We start from the raw sequence: 17,035 nt of genomic DNA, 5'->3' as shown, positions 1-17,035 counted from the left end.
GCAAGCAACTGAACAATGACGTTGTGGGTGCTCGGACTGAATCACCAGACCGCACCTGTGGACCTGCGCGAACGCGCGGCGTTCGCAGGTGATGCGCTGCCGCGCGCGCTCGAATCGCTGCGTGCGCTGCCCCAGGTAAGCGAGGCCGCGCTGCTGTCCACCTGCAACCGTACCGAGTTGTATGCGATGGCCGAGGAGGCGCACAGCCTGGTCACCTGGCTGGAAACCCACGCGCCCGGGCTGAGCGGTTATCTGTACCAGCACCAGGAAGCCGAGGCGGTGCGTCATCTGTTCCGTGTCGCCACCGGGCTGGATTCGATGGTATTGGGAGAACCCCAGATCCTCGGCCAGGTGAAGGACGCCTGGGCAGTGGCGCGGGCGCACGGCACGCTGGGCAGCGGGTTGGACCGGCTGTTCCAACAGACCTTTTCGGTGGCCAAGCGCGCGCGTACCGACACCCGTGTCGGCGCAAATCCGGTGTCGGTCGCATCCACGGCGGTGCGGCTGGCACAAGACTCGTTTGCCCGGCTCAACGAATCGACGGTGTTGCTGATCGGTGCCGGCGAAACCATCGAACTGGCGGCCAAGCATCTGAGCGAAGGCCGCGTGCGCCGCCTGCTGATCGCCAACCGCACCCTGGCCCACGCGCAGACGCTCGCCAGCCAGCATGGCGGCTTCGCCTTGCCGCTGACCGATCTGGAACGCCACCTGGCCGAGGCGGATGTGGTGTTCTCGGCCACCGCTGCACGTGAGCCGCTGGTGACCCGCGCACAGGTGGAACAGGCATTGCGCGCACGCAAGCGCAAGCCGATGCTGCTGTTCGACCTGGCGGTGCCGCGCGATATCGAGGCCTCGGTGGGCGAATTGAGCGACGCCTACCTGTACACGGTGGACGACCTGGAACGCGCGGTCGAAGACAACCGCCGTGGCCGCCGCGAAGCGGCCGACCAGGCCGAAGCCATCATCGACCTGCAAGTGGCGCGCTATGTCGAAACCTTGCAGGCCAACGCGCGCCAGGCACCGCTCAAGCGGCTGCGCGCCTTTGGCGATAGCACCCGCGACGAGCTGCTGGCCAAGGCGCGCCAGCAGTTGCACAACGGCAAACCGGCCGACGAAGTGCTGGAGCAGCTGGCGCATGCGCTGACCAACCGCCTGCTGCATCCGCCCACCGCCGCACTACGCGATGCCGCGCTCAACAACGACCTGGAATTGACCACCGCGGCCGACCGGCTGTTTCCGGAAAAACCGGGTTACCAACATCCCCCCATAGCTACCCCGATCGTGAGGACCGATGACGCCGACCCTGCGCCGTAAGCTCGAAGCGCTGGCCGAGCGCCGCGAAGAACTGCAGCACCTGCTCTCCGACCCCGATGTGGTGGGCAACAACGACACGTTCCGTACGCTTTCGCGCGAACTGTCGCAACTGGAGCCGGTGGCAGTGGCGCTGGAAGAGGAGGCGCGCGCCAAGGCCGACCTGGCCACGGCCGAGGCGCTGCGCAACGACCCGGAGATGCGCGAGCTGGCCGAAGAGGAAATGGCCGCTGCACAGGCGCGCCTGGAACACCTCGATGCACAGCTGGCCGCGCTGCTGGTACCGCGCGACCCGCGCGACGACGGCAACCTGTTCCTGGAAGTGCGCGCGGGCACTGGCGGTGACGAGGCAGCGATCTTTGCCGGCGACCTGTTCCGCATGTACGCACGCTACGCCGAGCGCCAGGGCTGGAAGGTGGAAATCGAATCCGACAGCCCCGGCGAGCACGGCGGCTACAAGGAAGTGGTGGCGCGCGTGGTCGGGCGCGGCGCGTATTCGCGCCTGAAATTCGAATCCGGCACCCATCGGGTGCAACGCGTGCCGGCAACCGAATCGCAAGGCCGCATCCACACCTCGGCCGCCACGGTGGCGATCATTCCCGAAGCCGACGACGTGGAAGAGATCACGATCAATCCGGCCGATCTGAAGGTGGACACGTTTCGCTCGTCCGGTGCGGGCGGCCAGCACGTCAACAAGACCGAATCGGCGATCCGCATCACCCACGTGCCCAGCGGGGTGGTGGTGGAATGCCAGACCGAGCGCAGCCAGCATGCCAATCGCGACAAGGCGATGAAGCGGCTGAAGGCGCAGCTGCTGGACACCGAACGCAGCAAGGCGGCAGCAGCCGAAGCGCAGACGCGCAAGTTGCAGGTGGGCAGCGGCGACCGCAGCCAGCGCATCCGCACCTACAGTTTTCCGCAGGGTCGCATCACCGACCATCGCGTCGAAGGGCTGACCCTGTACGACCTGCCCAACATCATCGAAGGCGACCTGGATGCATTGATCGGGCGGCTGCTGCACGAACATCAAGCCGACGAACTGGCACGGTTGAGCGATAGCCCGTGAGTGCACAAGTGCCGCGCGAGCTGCTGCAGCTGCGCGAGCAAGTGCGACGCCAGCCGGGCGATTTCGTCGCCTGGTTGATGCTGGCCGATGCAGAGCTGGGCATGGGCGTCACCGCTGCCGGCGAAACAGCCGTGCAGCGCGCGCTGGCGCTGCATCCGGGCCATCCGGAAGCGGTGGCGCGGCTGGGACGGGTGCGCTGGGCGCAACAGCGCCATGCCGAAGCGGCCACGCTGCTCCAGCAAGCCTCGGACCTGGTACCGCAGCATCCGGGGATCGCCCTGTGGCTTGGGCACGCGCTCGAAGATGCAGGCCAGCCGGAACAGGCCGCGGCCGCCTATACGCGCGCCCATCGGCTATTGCCCGACGAACCCTACATCACCGCGCAACTGCTCAACTGGCGGCGCCGCCTATGCGATTGGCGCGAGCTGGACTCACTGGCTGCACAGGTGCGCACTGCAGTGACGCAAGGCCAGGCGGCCGTGGAGCCTTTCGCGTTCCTGAGCGAGGACGCCAGCGCCGCGGAACAACTGGCGTGCGCCCGTACCCGCGCGCAGGTCATTGCCTCCTCCGTGCGCCCGCTGCCAGCGGCAACGCTGCGCAGCCGCGGCGCGCTGCAACTCGGATTCGTGTCCAACGGCTTTGGTGCGCACCCGACGGGCTTGCTGACGGTGGCCTTGTTCGAAGCGTTGCAGCGACGCCAACCGGACCTGCAGGTGCACTTGTTTGCAACCAGCCCGGACGATGGCAGCGACATTCGCGCACGCCTGGCGCAGGCAACGCGCATGCACGATGTCACTGCGCTGGGGCATCTGGCCACTGCGCACCATATCCGCGACCAGGGCATCGATCTGTTGTTCGATCTGCGTGGCTGGGGCGGTGGCGGACGACCGGAAGTCTTCGCATTGCGGCCGGCACCGGTACAGCTCAACTGGCTGGCGTATCCGGGCACCTCGGGCGCGCCGTGGATGGACTATGTGCTTGGCGATGCCGTTGCGTTGCCGACGTCGCTGGAGCCGTTCTACAGCGAACAGGTGCTGCGCCTGCCGCGCGCCTTCCAGCCATCGGACACCTCGCGCACGGTGGACGAACCACCATCGCGCGTGCAGTGCGGGCTGCCGGAGCATGCGGTGGTGCTGTGCTGCTTCAACAACAGTTACAAGCTCAATCCACGCAGCATGGCGCGCATGCTGGCGGTGTTGCGCGCGGTGCCCGGCAGCGTGCTGTGGCTGCTGTCCGGCCCGGGCCAGGCCGATGCGCGATTGCGTGCAGCAGCGCAGGCACAGGGCGTGGACGCGCAGCGCTTGGTCTTCATGCCCAAACTGCCGCACCGGCAGTATCTGGCGCGCTATCGACACGCGGATCTGTTTTTGGATACGCACCCGTACAACGCGCACACTACCGCCTCCGATGCGTTATGGGCAGGTTGCCCGGTCTTGACCACGCCTGGGCAGACGTTTGCCGCGCGTGTGGCCGGCAGCCTGAATCATCATCTGGGGCTGGATGACATGAATGTTGCCGATGATGCTGCGTTTGTGGCCAAGGCGATCGAACTGGCGAGCGATGCAGAGGCATTGCGTGGCGTGCATGCTCGGGTGGCGGAACAACGCCTGCGCAGCGGCGTTTTCGATATGGACGGGTTTGCGGATGATCTGGCCGCGCTGCTGCGTGGTATTGCGCGGCGCAGTGGGTGGTTGGGGGTTTAGAGCGCCGCCAGCTGTCGCGAGCAGTCGCTACTCGGGCATACGGTGTGCCGAAGCTGGAGTGGACGAGCGATGGGCTGCGTCTCCGGGCATCGGCCGTACCATCTGGCGCCCCCGGTCGTTTCGCTGGCCGGCTCCAGGCTCGGTCGTTGGGTGCAGCTCCCACGTGTTGCGTGAGATGAGCGGTGGAAGGCACCGCCAAGCGCTGCGAACAAGCAGCGATGCTGTAGTGCCGTCTCCCGTCGCGACATTGCCCTCCTTCATGCGGGGGCGAAGGTGGCGCGTAGCGCCGAATGAGCATGCGGCTGAGGCGGTGGCATCGGTAAACCGTACCCTCACCCCAACCCCTCTTCCGCAGGGAGAGGGGCTAACCGCGACGCGTTAGCCAACACCCTTTAGTCACCTGGTTCATGCAACTTCACACCATAACGCTGTACCCGGCCGTCCACGCTCGCTAGGCTGCACGCATGCCTTCCACTCCCGAATTCATTCCCCTGCGCCTGTGCGTGCTGACCGTGTCCGACAGCCGCACCCTGGCCGACGACCGCTCTGGCGATTACCTGGCCGATGCCCTCACCCACGAATGCCACGTGCTGCACGAGCGTGCACTGTGCCCGGACGACCGTTACCGCATGCGTGCGATCGTGTCGAACTGGATTGCCGATGCGCAGGTCGACGGCATCCTGATCACCGGTGGTACCGGCTTCACGGGGCGCGACAGTACCCCGGAAGCGATCGCCCCGTTGCTGGACAAGCTCATGCCTGGCTTCGGGGAGATGTTCCGCGCGATCAGCGTGGAAGAAATCGGCACCTCCTCGCTGCAGTCGCGCGCCTTTGCCGGGCTGGCCAATCACAGCTTCGTGTTCTGCCTGCCCGGCTCCACCTCGGCCTGCCGCACGGCCTGGGAAAAGATCGTGCGTGCGCAGCTGGATGCCCGCACCAAGCCGTGCAATCTGGCGACATTGCGTCCACGCCTGGGGCAATAGCCTGCGCGCTTTCCACTGGTGTTGGAACGCGCATGTCGCACCTGAAACGCAAGGCTTACAAAAAGTTGCTGGCGCCAATGCAGTTGGAGCTGGTGGACATGGCGCGCTGGTTGCGCCACACCAACCAGCGCGCCCTGGTGCTGGTGGAAGGCCGCGACACCGCCGGCAAGGGCGGCGTGATCCAGGCCATCGCCAGCCACCTCAACCCGCGCCAGTGTCGGGTGGTGGCGCTGCCCAAACCCAACGACCGCGAAAGCACGCAGTGGTATTTCCAGCGCTATGTGACGCACCTGCCGGCGGGCGGCGAATTGGTGCTGATGGACCGCAGCTGGTACAACCGCGCCGGCGTCGAGAAGGTGATGGGCTATTGCACCGACGCGCAGTACGACCTGTTCCTGGAGCAGGCGCCACGCTTCGAACAGATGCTGGTCGACGACGGCATCCTGCTGTTCAAGTACTGGTTGTGCGTGGACCAGGCCGAGCAGGAAAAGCGCTTTGCCGAACGCCGCGAAGACCCGCTCAAGGGCTGGAAGCTCTCGCCGGTGGACCTGCAGTCGCGCACCAAATACGACGCCTACACCGCCGCACGCGAACGCATGCTGGAGGCCACGCATACGCCCGATGCACCGTGGACGCTGGTGGATTTCAACGACCAGAAGCGTGGCCGCCTGAGCCTGATCCGCGATCTGCTGGATCGGCTACCGGACACCGCGGTGCCCGATGCGCGGGTGCAGCTGCCGCCATTGCCCGGCAAGCTGCACAAGGAACGCTATGGCGTGCTGGAACCGATCGACGATTACGCCGCCCAGTCCTGAGAGATTTCGTCGCTGGCCGCGGTGGCACGCGATAGCGGGTGCAGGCCGGCCTGACGTTCGGCCTGCTCGGCCTGCAGCACCAGCTGGCTCAGGCGCTGACTGAACAATTGCATGAAGCCGCGATGCAGCGGACGCATCGCTTCCATGTAGTCCACATCGTCGGCCTGCGCACCGAGCGGGCTGCAGGACGACAGCAGCACTTCGTCCAGGCGCAACGCGCTATCGGGCAGGCGCACCAACGCGGCGCGGCGCAGCCAGTCGCGCATGCCTTCGCGGTATTCGGCGGCCAGGATGTAGGCCACTTCGACCTGGTCCAGGTCCACGTCCGGGTTCCATGCCAGCACCTGGATCACCTGCGAACGCTCGTCCAACATGCGTCCTTCGGCGACCAGTGCATGCAGTTGCTGCAGCAGACGCCATTGCACGCCAGCGGCCTCGCGCTGGGCGGTCGGCATGGCTTCGATGGCCAGCGCCAGACGCCGCGCAAACAATGCCGGCACCTCGGACAACACGATCGGGCCGGCATCGGCGCCCAACAGGAAGCGTTCGGTGCGCAGCGCGGCGGTGTCGGGCAGGTAGCCGTCCTGCAGTGGGCGCATCACGCCGTGGTCGAGCAGCGACAGCACTACATCCAGCCAGTAACGGCGCTCCTGCTGCAGGGTGCGGTTGGCGGCGGCGTTGTGCCAGGCCTGACGCACATCGTCCAGGCGCACGATGCAGGACTGCGCATCCAGCCCGTCCCAAGGCGCGCGGGTGGCGTCGTTGGGGTCGAAGGTTTCCGCGCTGAGCATGCCGCCGCCGAAGCGATGCCAGGCCGCGCCACGCTGGGCGCCGGCCGGGTCCGGCCTGACCGCGGCCACCGGAGCGGCAGTGGCCGGGCGCAGGAGTGCGGCGTAGGCATCGGCCCACGAATCGGGCAAGCGCGCCGACAGCGGGTAGCTTGCCGCAGGCTGAGCCAGCCCCTTGCGTGCCAGACGCAGGCTCCACACCACCGCGCCGATCACGATGCCGGTAAAGATCCAGGCCAGCAGCCAGCTGGTTGCCGCCTGTCCGGTGGGTAGCACACGGGTTTGCGGGTGCTGAAACAGCAACCAGCCGCTGCCCAGCAGGCAACCGAGATACAGCCACGGCGCCAGCTGCGCCATCTGGCGGTTGCGGCGATGCGCGGGCAGGTCGTGCCCGTCGTTGCGGTCTTGAGATGGAGCGGCCATTACATTCCCCGTGCACGCCTGATCGCGTTGACAGGGTTATCGGCGAGGCAACCCAACTCTGTTGCCCTGCTTCAGTGGCGCGCGCTCACCCAGTTACAAAGTCTTCAGTCGGCGGAACGGAGCAGGCCGTGCGCGTGACCGCCGCGACCGTGGCAGCCGGCGGGCCCTGCCATAGCCAGGCTTCCAAGGCGTCCAGCGCCGCCGCGCTACCGGCGGCGACTACCTCAACGCTGCCGTCGGCCTGGTTGCGGGCATGTCCGACCAGGCCAAGTGCGACTGCACGTTGACGGGTGGACGCGCGGTACCACACGCCCTGCACCACGCCGCTCACCACAAAACGCGCCGCCTGCATCAACCCGCCTTGCCGGTGATGCCGACGGCCGCTTCGATATCGCGTGCGGTCACCGGGCCAAGAAATTGCTTGGCCAGCTTGCCATCCGGGCCGATCAGGTAGGTCATCGGCAGGCCGCGCGGGGTAGCGAAGTCCTGTGGCGGCTGGTACGGGTCGAGGATCGCGATGGGGTACGACACCGGGTGGTCCTTCAAGAACGCCTGCATGTCGGCGCTGGTGATGTCTTCGTAGGCCAGACCCACCACCTCGACGGTGTCGCGCATGGTGTGCAGCGCCGACAGTTCGGGCATTTCCTTCAGGCACGGCGCGCACCAGGTGGCCCAGAAATTCACCACCACCCATTTGCCGCGGTGCGCGGCCAGGTCGTAGGTCTCGCCGGTTACGGTCGGCAGCGAGAGCTTGGGCATCTGGGCGGTCTGCTGCACCACCGAGCTGTTGGGCGGTGCAGCCGGGTCGGCCGGCGTGGCGGGCGTGGTCGGCGCCTGGGGCGTGGCGGCAGGCGCAGCGCCGTTGCCGGCAGCGGAAGTGGCCTCGCTGGCCGGCTTGCAGGCGGTCAGCAACAGCAGTGGCAATAGCAGCGCGCAGGCGCTGCGGGCAAGACGCACGGTCATGCGGGATCTCCGGGAAGGTGGGTGTAGAGGTCGCCGACCGGCTGCGCCAGCACGCTGCGCAAGGGTTGGCGCAGCTGTTCCAGCGCCGCGGCGGCGGCCTGGCCGTAGGCATCGTCGCGGCACGGCAACGGGCGGTCTTCGATCGGCACGCGCAGCTGGCAGTGTTCGTAGAGTTCGGCCAGCGGCACCACATCCAGATCGCGCGCCAGCAGCCACTGCCCGCGCTCGTCGCGACGCAGCAGGCGGATGCGTTTGAGCTCGCACAGCAGTTCCTGCATCAGCGTGTCGGTGAGCATCGGCTCCAGCGCCAGGATGCGGTCTTCGTCCAGGCCATCGCCGTGGATGCGCGCCTGGCGGAACCGACCGAGCAGACGCAGCAGGCCGTAGATCTCGAAACCCGGGGGCAGCCGCATGGCCTCGGGCTGGTAACGGAAGGCGGACATCGACGAGGCCAGCGAGGCGCCCAGCAGCACCGACACCCAGCTCAGGTAGATCCACAACAGCAGGATCGGCAGTGCCGACAGCGCGCCGTAGATGCGTTGGTAGGTCTGGAAATTACCCAGGTAAAAGCCGAACCCCCATTTGACGATTTCCATCAGGATCACCGCCAGCAGCGCGCCCGGCAGCGCATGCCGCAGCCGCACCACGTGCTGCGGCACCACGCGGTAGATCAGCACGATGCAGACGAACTCCACCGCCATCGGCGCCAGCCGCCAGGCGAATTCGGCCAGCCACTGGCCTTCGGTGGTGCGGAACAGCGGCAGCGCGAACACGTAGGCCGCCATCGCCATGGCGGCGGCGGCCAGCATCGTGCCCAGCGTCAGCACCGTCCAATAGATCAGGAAGCGCGTCACCTTGGGGCGCGCGGCGGCGACCCGCCAGATGCTGTTGAAGGTTTGTTCGATGCTGTGCAGGGTGATCAGCAGCGAGGCCACCAGCGCGACCATGCCGGCCACGGTGAACTTGCCCAGGTCTTCCAGCGAGCGATTGAGATAGTTCTGCACCGAACGCGCTGCGCCAGGCACGAAATTGTTGAAGATGAAGTCGGTCAGCGCGTCCTTCCATTCGTTGAAGGCCGGAAACGCCGACAGCACCCCGAACACCACGATCGCCAGCGGCACCAGCGCGAACACGGTGGTGTACGCAAGCGAGGCGGCGGCCTGGAACAGCCGGTCGTCCAGGAAGCGGCGCCACAGAAAGCGCCCGAAACTCACCGTCCGCGCGCGGTCGCGCAGGCGTTCTTTCCATTGGTGGAGTTTGTTCACACGCGACATCGCGCAAGGGTACCCGATGCGCCGTCATCGCGGCCTTGCCGCAGCTGCGGCGTGCAGCAACAGGCTGGCTTGGCCGATACTGCGGCAACTCACACAGGCGGCAACGACACGATGGCGGAGATTCTGGTGCTGTATTACAGCCGGGGCGGTTCGGTGGCGCGGCTGGCGCGGCAGATCGCACGCGGCATCGGCGAAGTGCCCGGCATGAGCGCGCGGCTGCGCACCGTCCCACCGGTGGCTGCGGTCACCCAGACCAGCGCCCCGCCGGTCCCGGACGAAGGCGCGCCCTATGTAGACCGTGCCGATCTGGCCGAGTGCAGCGGCCTGTTGCTGGGCAGCCCCACCCGCTTCGGCAACATGGCCGCACCGATGAAGCATTTCCTCGACAGCCTGGGCGCCGAATGGGCCAGTGGCACCCTGGCCGGCAAACCGGCGGGCGTGTTTACCTCTACCGCGTCGATGCATGGCGGCCAGGAATCCACCTTGCTGTCGATGCACTTGCCGCTGCTGCATCACGGTTGCCTGATCGTGGGGATTCCGTTTACGGAAGCTGCGCTCAGCCACACCACCAGTGGCGGCACGCCCTATGGTGCCAGCCATGTCTCCGGCGCTGGCGGCGACCCGCAACCGAGCGAGGACGAAGCGCTGCTGGCGCGTGCGCTGGGCCGCCGGGTGGCCGATGTCGCGCGGCGGCTGGCAACTCCGTGAGCGTGCGCGCCACGCATTGGTTGCTGAGCGCCGCGCTGCTGGCGCTGGCAGCGTTGTTTGCGGTGTGGTTTCACGACGACCCGCGCCCACTGGCCGCGCTCATCGTGTTCGTGCTGCCGGCCGCGCTGACCGGGGTGCTGGCCGTACGCAGCTCGCGTGCACGCTTCTGGGCCGGCGTGTTCGCGCTGGGCTGGTTCAGCCATGGCGTCATGGCCGCCTGGAGCCAGCCGCAGGCACGTGCAATGGCATGGCTGGAACTGCTGCTCGCCCTGGCGGTGGTGGGCTTGGTCGGCGGCCCCGGCATGGCGGCGCGCTTTGGCAGGAAACGCCCGCCACGCTGATCGGCGAGTCGAACAAATCGCGCGCGCAGCTGCGCGATGCGGCTGGGCATGCGTCCGGTCGAGGTGGTCAGCCGCGACCACCCCAACGCAGCTACCCAACCAACTGCAATCATCGTCAGACGGACGCGGCCGGCGATCAGGGCGGCGTGCACACGCCTCCACCCCGGTCCCTGCGCGCGGTCCGCGCCACCTGACGAAGACGTGCGGCGTTTCGGAGGCCGCTGTCAGTTTCCGACCAGCGTGGCCACGCTCTGCGGGTCGACATACAGCGAGGTCTTGCCGTTGACCACGCTGTAGTTGCCGCCGAACCCGACATTGAGCGTGCTCGAGGTGCTGTATTTGGCGAATTGCGTGGCAGTGCCGGACGGTAGCGTCAGGTCCAGCTGCTGGTGGCCGGTGCCGGTGTTGACCGCCACCACCAGCTTGTTGTCCGGCGTGCGGTAGGCGGTCACCGAGACATCGCTATACGGGTGTTCGGTAGCGCCGATGCGCACCGACCCTGGCCGCACGAAGCGTGCGAACTGCGACATCGCATAGCCGCGCTTGCTCACCGCGCCGTTTTCGCTGATCAACCCGTAGCTGCGCCGGATGTACCACCAGATGTAGGCATTGAAATTGGCCGCCATGCTGGCGTGCAGTTCGCTGGCCACTCCCAATGCCGACGGCCATGCGTTGCCATCGGTGTTGTCGGTGTAATGCTCGGTCATCCACACCTGCTTGCCCTTGCTGCGCGTCAAGGCATAGTCGCGCGGCTTCGCACCATACAGATGGCCGGCCACGATGGAGGTGGCCTGATTGGCCGTGGCGTTGTTGAGGACCGGGTCGGTGATGGAAAAGTTGAACCCCACCGACTCGCCGACGATGACCTTCAGGCTGCCGAACCTGCTGCCCTGGCTCACGAGGTAGTTGACGAAGTCGCTGCCGCTCCAATCGGCCGATTCGTAATCCGGGTGCCAATCCGGCTCGTTTTGTAGGGAAATCGCATACAGCGGCGCGCCCTTGCCCGACATGTAATTGGCGAAATCCAGCAGGTGCTGGGTATAGGCGCCGTAGTAATTGGTCAGCAGCTTGCCGCCATTGGTCAGGCTGTTGTTGGACTTCATGTAGGCCGGCGGGGTCCAGGGGGTTGCGAACACCAGCCCGCCCAGCGCATGCACGCGCGTTGCCGTCGGCACCTGGGTCGCCCAGCCTGAGCTGGAGGGGTCGATGCGCATGCGCAGGATCGACAACCCGATCTGCCCGGTGCCGCTGCCGTAAGCCAGATCCACCTGCGCGGGTGTCAGGTCGTTGATCCAGCCGGCGCCATTCATACCGCCGAACCCGCGCACCGTCTGGTAGGTCTGCGTAGGCGTGATCGTCACCGTCTGCGCGGCGGCGTGGCCCGCCAGCAGCACGGCCATCACGCAGGTGAGCGCGCGCAACATCGACAAGGACTTGTTCATGAGGCTCTCCGGGAAGGGGAATGCCGAGGGCATGCGTACCGACGGCTCGCCGACTATCGACCGCATACATGTCAAGTCAATTTCCGCCATGCCCCTTTGTTGAGTCCGTGACGTAGCAAACGCGCCTAGCGCAGCGTAGGGGTGCGCCGATCACACTGCGTTTTGCGCTGCGGCATGTGGAAGCTGGGCACAGGCACCGCTGAGGAACGCGTTCAGTCCCAGCGCCAGCTGCGCGCTGACGCGACGCAAGCACGACATGGCCAGGGCCCCGCCCGGCCTGCACAACACGCGCTGCACCTGGAACAGGCAGTCCCCTTGGGCGCGTCGGCGTGCGCCTGCGCCACGCCATTTCGATCGGACGCAGCGCCGCCATGCATTCGGCTACCAGGCGCACGTCTCGACCCCGCTGTTTATTGCGATGGCTGCCGTACTGCCAGCCCCCTGGCCGGGCGGTATCATGGCGGCCCGCGCGCGGCTTGCCCCGCGTTAGCCCTACAGGATCCGCAGCAATGGAAGACCTCCTGATCGTCACCACCGGTGGCACGATCGACAAGATCTACTTCGACGACAAATCGGACTACCAGATCGGCGACCCGCAGATCGGACAGATTCTGAAAGAACTGGGCGTGACGTTTCGTTTTTCGGTGATTCCGATCATCCGCAAGGATTCGCTGCACATCACCGATGCCGACCGCGAACTGATCCGCGCCACCATCGCCGCCCAGCCCACCCGCAACGTGTTGATCACCCACGGCACCGATTCGATGGTGGAAACCGGCAAGGTGCTGCAGACGATCGCCGACAAGACCATCGTGATGACCGGCGCGTTGAATCCGGCGCGTTTTCGCGGCTCGGATGCCGAATTCAATATCGGTTGCGCCGTCGGTGCAGTGCAATCGCTACCGGCAGGCGTGTATATCGCCATGAACGGCCGCATCTGGAATCCGCAAAAGGTGCGCAAGAACGTGGCCGCCAACCGCTTCGAATCGGTCTGAGTGCATGAGCAAGGCCACCCGCGCCACCAAGGCACTGGACGCGGCCGGCGTGGGTTATGTCCTGCATCCTTACGACTACCAGGCCGATGCCGATGCGAAGGGATTGCAGGCCGCACATGCGTTGGGCCTGCAGCCGCATACCGTGTTGAAGACGCTGATGGCATGGGTCGACGACACGCCGGTGTGCGTGGTGATTCCGTGCGATCGCCGGGTGTCATTGAAGAAACTGGCCAGCGCTTGCGGCGGCAAGTCGGCACGCATGATGGAGGTGGCCGATGCCGAACGGCGCACCGGCTACAAGGTCGGCGGCATCAGCCCGCTCGGCCAGCAACGACAGGTGCCGGTGCTGGTCGAAATCACCGCGCTGGATGCACCGGCACTGTGGATCAACGCCGGCCAGCGCGGGCTGCTGCTGGAATTGCCCGGCAACCAGCTGATGCAAGCGCTCGCCGCACGCGCCTGCGCGCTCTGCGAGTGAACGCGTAGACGCGATGCGCGCAGGCCGGTTGGCATGCGCGTTACGCGTTTGGGACGCGACGCACGCGATGGCTCTGACAGATCGCCTGCGTGAGGTCGATCTTCCACCGATGTCTTCCGCACTGCATGCAACATTGCCGAACCAGAGCACCATGCCGCGCGTGTTCGGCACGGCAACGCCGCGCCGGAACCACTCAATACGCTGCGGTGACACTGACGCCGGAAAAGCCCAGCGCTGCCTTCAGGCGCACGTAATAGACACCCGCGGCCGGTGCGGCCAGCGTGCAGCTGTCGCCGTTGCCCGGCAACACGCTGCGGCAGCTGTACGCGGCGTCGGTCGGTAACGCACCGGCCCGTACCGAAAGGTCGGCATTGCCGCTGCCACCGGCGAGCGTGACCTTGAGCGAACGTGTGCCGGCCGGCACGTTGACCTGGTAATACAGCGAATCGGAAAGCGCTGCGCTCAGCCCGGTGCGTGCCACATTCCTGGCCAAGGTGGTCGATTCGATCACCGCCGCCACCGCGCCATCGGCATTCACCAGCCCGGCCCCGCACCCCTGCGTGCAGGCCACCGGCATGGGCCGCGCGCTGGCTTTCAGCAGGGCCTTCACCGCTGCCGGCGTCAGCGGATTCAGGGCAACCGACTGCATCAGCGCCACCATGCCAGCCACGTGCGGCGCCGCCATCGAGGTGCCGCTATACACCGCATAGGCCGCATTGCCCGGCGCCGTGGTTCCGGTATTGAGCGTGGACACGATCGATTGCCCGGGCGCGGCGATATCCACGCCCTTGCCGAAGTTGGAGAAGCTGGCCTTGGCGCCGGCCGAGGTGGTGGCCGCCACGGCGATGACGTTGGCGCAATTGGCCGGCACGCTGGTGGAGACGTCCAGATTGCTGTTGCCGGCGGCCACGACCACCGCGCTGCCGCGCGTGACGGCTGCGGCGATGGCGTTGTTCAACGTCGCCGAACAGGTGCCGGCGCCACCCAGCGACAGATTGATCACCGTGGCCGGATTCGGGTTGGCCGGCACGCCGCTGACCTTGCCGCCGGACGCCCACACGATCGCATCGGCGATATCGGACATGTAGCCGCCGCAGCGGCCCAGCACCCGCAACGGCAGGATCTTGGCGTTGAACGCGGTACCGACCACGCCCACCGCGTTGTTGCCCACCGCCGCCACGATGCCGGCCACGTGCGTGCCATGCCAGCTGGAATTGGACGCCGACGCACCAGGCCCGCATTCGTTGGCCGCGGCCCAGTCGCCTTGGTCGGCGGCGTTCGCATCGCGCGCAGTGCCATCGCGCGCCGTGGCCGGATCAACGATGAAGTCGTAGCCGGGCAGCACGTTGGCTGCCAGGTCCGGATGATTGGTGATGCCGGTATCGATCACCGCCACCACGATGCCCTTGCCGGTGGAACGGTCCCAGGCCGGACGGATATTGAGGCTGGCGGCGGTCGCGCCCATCGCCCACTGCTGCGGCACGCCCGGGTCGTTGGGAACCAGCAATGGCCGCATCAGGATGTCCACTTCCACGCGTCTGACCGCCGGGTCGGCGGCCAGGCGCCGCATCAGGCTTTCCGAATCCACGCGGTCCAGCTTGCGGTCGGCCACCAACAACATCGGCCCGCCACTGAGCCGGCGCGTGGCCGACAGGCCCAGCGCCTGCCCGCGTGCCTGCGGCACGGCACGCGCAATGTCGGCCCATGGCGCAGACAACCCTGTCACCCGGCTGCTGCCAACGCTGTTCTTGTAGCTGACGATGAAGCGTTGATGGGTGCTGCTGGAATTCAACCCTTGCAGACTGACCTCGCCAGCGGCGGCATGAAACGTGCACGACAGCGCACAGGCGAATGCAACGCGGCGCAGTGCGCCCATTGAGTGATACGGCATGACTCCATCCCTCCCCAAGGATCTTGCAACCCGGTTGGCAACGCGCTGACGCCACTGCGCTGCGCCGTGCCCGATGCGCGTGCATGCAGAGGTTGCATGCCTCACGTGGGCTGGCTATCGGCGTGCGACCGGGCGCGCTGAAGCGGCCACGTCGCGCTGGCACGCGCTTCATTCAGCCAGCGCTGGCGGCCCTGGCCGGCGCTGCGGCCATTGCCGCTTCCCGAACGCACACTGCCCCGCTCAGAGCGGGGCAGTGCAGATTTCCGAACCACCGACACGGGTGTCGGAGAAGACCCGACGCATTGCCGGCAGCGCGCCGGCAGCGGGGTCGTCGGCGCAGGTTTACGGGGTCTGGCTGACCGCGCCGGCCGCGTTGACGATGCCCGCGCCGCAGCCGCCAGAGCAGGCGCCCGGCAGCGGACGTGCGGTGTTCTTCAACAGCGTTTCTACCGCCGCTGGCGTCAGCGGACGGCTGGCGACCGACTGCACCAGCGCCACCACGCCGGCCACGTGCGGGGCCGCCATCGAGGTGCCGTTGTAGCTGGCGTAGCTGGCCGAACCCGGCGTGGTGGTGCCGCTGTTCAAGGTCGACAGGATCGCCGAACCCGGCGCGGAGATATCGATGCCGGTGCCGTAGTTGGAGAAGCTCGAACGCGCGCCCGCCGAGGTGATCGATGCCACCGAAATCACGTTGGCGCAGCTGGCCGGGGTGAAGTTGGCCACGTTGGCATTGCTGTTGCCGGCCGCCACCACCACGGTGGTGCCGCGCGACACCGCGCTGTTGATCGCGTTCTGGTAACTGCTCGAGCAGCTGCCGCTGCCGCCCAGCGACATATTGATCACTTCGGCCGGGTTGGCATTGGCCGGCACGCCGGACACGGTGCCGCCCGAGGCCCACACGATCGCATCGACGATGTCGGAGGTGGCGCCGCCGCAGGCACCCAACGCACGGATCGGCACGATGCGGGCGTTGAATGCGGTGCCGGCCACGCCGGTGCTGTTGTTGGTGACCGCCGCGATGGTGCCGGCGACGTGGGTGCCGTGCCAACTGGAATTGGCGGCCGGCGAACCGGAGAAGCACTGGTTGGCCGTGGTCCAGTCGCCCTGGTCGGCCGGATTGCTGTCGCGCCCGTTGTTGTCGCGTGCACGCGTGGCATCGCTGATGAAGTCGTAGCCCGGCAGCACGTTGGCGTTGAGATCCGGATGACTGGTGATGCCGGTGTCGATCACGGCCACCACCACGCCGGTACCGGTGGCGGTGTCCCAAGCCGGGCGCACGTTGATGCTGGATGAAGAGGTGCCGAAGCCCCACTGTTCGGACAGGCGCGTGTCGTTGGGGGTCAGCACCGGGTACATGATCTGGTCGACTTCCACGTAGTCCACGCTGGGGTCGGCGGCGATGCGGCGCATCAGGGTTTCGGCGTCGGCGCGGTCCAGGCCACGGTCGGTCTTGAGCACTTCCGAACCCAGCGCCGTGCGGCGCACGTGGTTCAGGCCCAGCGCACGGCCGGCGCGTGCTGGCATTGCACCGGCCACGGAATTGAGCGATGCGCGCATCGAGGTCGGGCTGACCGCCGCACTGGAACCGTCTTTGTATTTGACGATGAAGCGGTCCAGGGTGGGCTGCGAATCCAACCCGGACAGATTGACCTGACCGGCGAACGCCGGCACGGCCAGCAGCGAGGTCAGCGCAGAAACACCCAGGACTACCAGCGCGCGCGTGGGCGCACGACGTTGCGACACATTGGACATCGATCGTTCCTTATTGGAGAGGTGCCGCAGCTGCGGCGGGAGGGCCGGCCCGTTGCCGCACGCTGCGGTTCGGAGCCGGAAACTGCACGGGCGCCAGGCCCG

The 17,035-nt window shown here is 67.0% G+C and carries 16 protein-coding genes; 9 read left to right on the top strand and 7 right to left on the bottom strand.

The window, feature by feature from the left end:
* The first annotated feature begins 15 nt into the window (after positions 1-15).
* From hemA to ppk2, 5 genes are all read left to right on the top strand, one after another.
* Positions 16-1,314: a glutamyl-tRNA reductase gene (gene hemA / locus ACCQ00_RS04935; RefSeq protein ID WP_017159498.1), complete on the top strand. Its 1,299-nt coding sequence runs from the start codon at positions 16-18 to the stop codon at positions 1,312-1,314.
* Entirely contained in the window at positions 1,292-2,377 is a 1,086-nt protein-coding gene (gene prfA / locus ACCQ00_RS04930; protein WP_017155005.1) for a peptide chain release factor 1, read from the top strand. The genes hemA and prfA overlap by 23 nt, the downstream gene beginning before the upstream one ends.
* A complete protein-coding gene (locus ACCQ00_RS04925; protein WP_039567778.1) occupies positions 2,374-4,080 on the top strand; it encodes an O-linked N-acetylglucosamine transferase, SPINDLY family protein in 1,707 nt (568 codons plus the stop codon). Before prfA ends, ACCQ00_RS04925 begins: the two co-directional genes overlap by 4 nt.
* 464 nt (positions 4,081-4,544) lie before the next feature.
* A complete protein-coding gene (gene moaB, locus ACCQ00_RS04920) occupies positions 4,545-5,063 on the top strand; it encodes a molybdenum cofactor biosynthesis protein B (RefSeq protein WP_039567775.1) in 519 nt (172 codons plus the stop codon).
* 32 nt (positions 5,064-5,095) lie between these two features.
* Complete coding sequence (gene ppk2, locus ACCQ00_RS04915) at positions 5,096-5,878, top strand: polyphosphate kinase 2 (protein ID WP_039567772.1); 783 nt, start codon at positions 5,096-5,098, stop codon at positions 5,876-5,878.
* On the opposite strand, the gene ACCQ00_RS04910 is transcribed toward ppk2, so the two are convergent.
* The 4 genes from ACCQ00_RS04910 to ACCQ00_RS04895 all read right to left on the bottom strand — a co-directional run bounded on the left by ACCQ00_RS04910 (position 5,860) and on the right by ACCQ00_RS04895 (position 9,326).
* The gene (locus ACCQ00_RS04910; protein WP_039567770.1) at positions 5,860-7,089 is read right to left on the bottom strand and encodes a hypothetical protein; all 1,230 of its coding nucleotides are present in this window, start codon (positions 7,087-7,089) and stop codon (positions 5,860-5,862) included. The genes ppk2 and ACCQ00_RS04910 overlap by 19 nt on opposite strands.
* 85 nt (positions 7,090-7,174) lie before the next feature.
* Positions 7,175-7,441 (bottom strand): acylphosphatase, encoded by a 267-nt coding sequence (locus tag ACCQ00_RS04905; RefSeq protein ID WP_017156947.1) that lies wholly within the window; start codon positions 7,439-7,441, stop codon positions 7,175-7,177.
* Entirely contained in the window at positions 7,441-8,052 is a 612-nt protein-coding gene (locus ACCQ00_RS04900) for a TlpA family protein disulfide reductase (RefSeq protein ID WP_039567767.1), read from the bottom strand. Before ACCQ00_RS04900 ends, ACCQ00_RS04905 begins: the two co-directional genes overlap by 1 nt.
* Positions 8,049-9,326: a YihY family inner membrane protein gene (locus tag ACCQ00_RS04895; RefSeq protein WP_039567765.1), complete on the bottom strand. Its 1,278-nt coding sequence runs from the start codon at positions 9,324-9,326 to the stop codon at positions 8,049-8,051. The genes ACCQ00_RS04900 and ACCQ00_RS04895 overlap by 4 nt, the downstream gene beginning before the upstream one ends.
* Positions 9,327-9,437: 111 nt before the next feature.
* Between ACCQ00_RS04895 and wrbA the strand changes: the two genes are divergently transcribed.
* Both wrbA and ACCQ00_RS04885 read left to right on the top strand, forming a co-directional pair.
* Positions 9,438-10,034: an NAD(P)H:quinone oxidoreductase gene (gene wrbA / locus ACCQ00_RS04890; protein ID WP_017160451.1), complete on the top strand. Its 597-nt coding sequence runs from the start codon at positions 9,438-9,440 to the stop codon at positions 10,032-10,034.
* Positions 10,031-10,375, top strand: coding sequence for a DUF2069 domain-containing protein (locus ACCQ00_RS04885; RefSeq protein WP_372354074.1), 345 nt, complete (start codon positions 10,031-10,033; stop codon positions 10,373-10,375). Before wrbA ends, ACCQ00_RS04885 begins: the two co-directional genes overlap by 4 nt.
* 224 nt (positions 10,376-10,599) lie before the next feature.
* On the opposite strand, the gene ACCQ00_RS04880 is transcribed toward ACCQ00_RS04885, so the two are convergent.
* Complete coding sequence (locus ACCQ00_RS04880; RefSeq protein ID WP_039567760.1) at positions 10,600-11,817, bottom strand: glycoside hydrolase family 30 beta sandwich domain-containing protein; 1,218 nt, start codon at positions 11,815-11,817, stop codon at positions 10,600-10,602.
* Between the two features lie 509 nt (positions 11,818-12,326).
* Here ACCQ00_RS04880 and ACCQ00_RS04875 point away from each other — a divergent pair.
* Both ACCQ00_RS04875 and ybaK read left to right on the top strand, forming a co-directional pair.
* Positions 12,327-12,812 (top strand): asparaginase domain-containing protein, encoded by a 486-nt coding sequence (locus ACCQ00_RS04875; protein ID WP_017156953.1) that lies wholly within the window; start codon positions 12,327-12,329, stop codon positions 12,810-12,812.
* Positions 12,813-12,816: 4 nt separating this feature from the next.
* Positions 12,817-13,290 (top strand): Cys-tRNA(Pro) deacylase, encoded by a 474-nt coding sequence (gene ybaK / locus ACCQ00_RS04870; protein ID WP_039567758.1) that lies wholly within the window; start codon positions 12,817-12,819, stop codon positions 13,288-13,290.
* 193 nt (positions 13,291-13,483) lie between these two features.
* On the opposite strand, the gene ACCQ00_RS04865 is transcribed toward ybaK, so the two are convergent.
* Positions 13,484-15,181 (bottom strand): S8 family peptidase, encoded by a 1,698-nt coding sequence (locus tag ACCQ00_RS04865; protein ID WP_039567755.1) that lies wholly within the window; start codon positions 15,179-15,181, stop codon positions 13,484-13,486.
* A gap of 342 nt (positions 15,182-15,523) precedes the next feature.
* Entirely contained in the window at positions 15,524-16,933 is a 1,410-nt protein-coding gene (locus ACCQ00_RS04860; RefSeq protein ID WP_017160448.1) for a S8 family peptidase, read from the bottom strand.
* Between the last annotated feature and the right edge of the window lie 102 nt (positions 16,934-17,035).

It is taken from the genome of Xanthomonas sp. NCPPB 3761 (genome assembly GCF_041475705.2).
Taxonomy (GTDB): domain Bacteria; phylum Pseudomonadota; class Gammaproteobacteria; order Xanthomonadales; family Xanthomonadaceae; genus Xanthomonas; species Xanthomonas phaseoli.
Note: the sequence above shows the minus strand (reverse complement) of the source record. Positions and strands in the feature narration are given on the sequence as shown.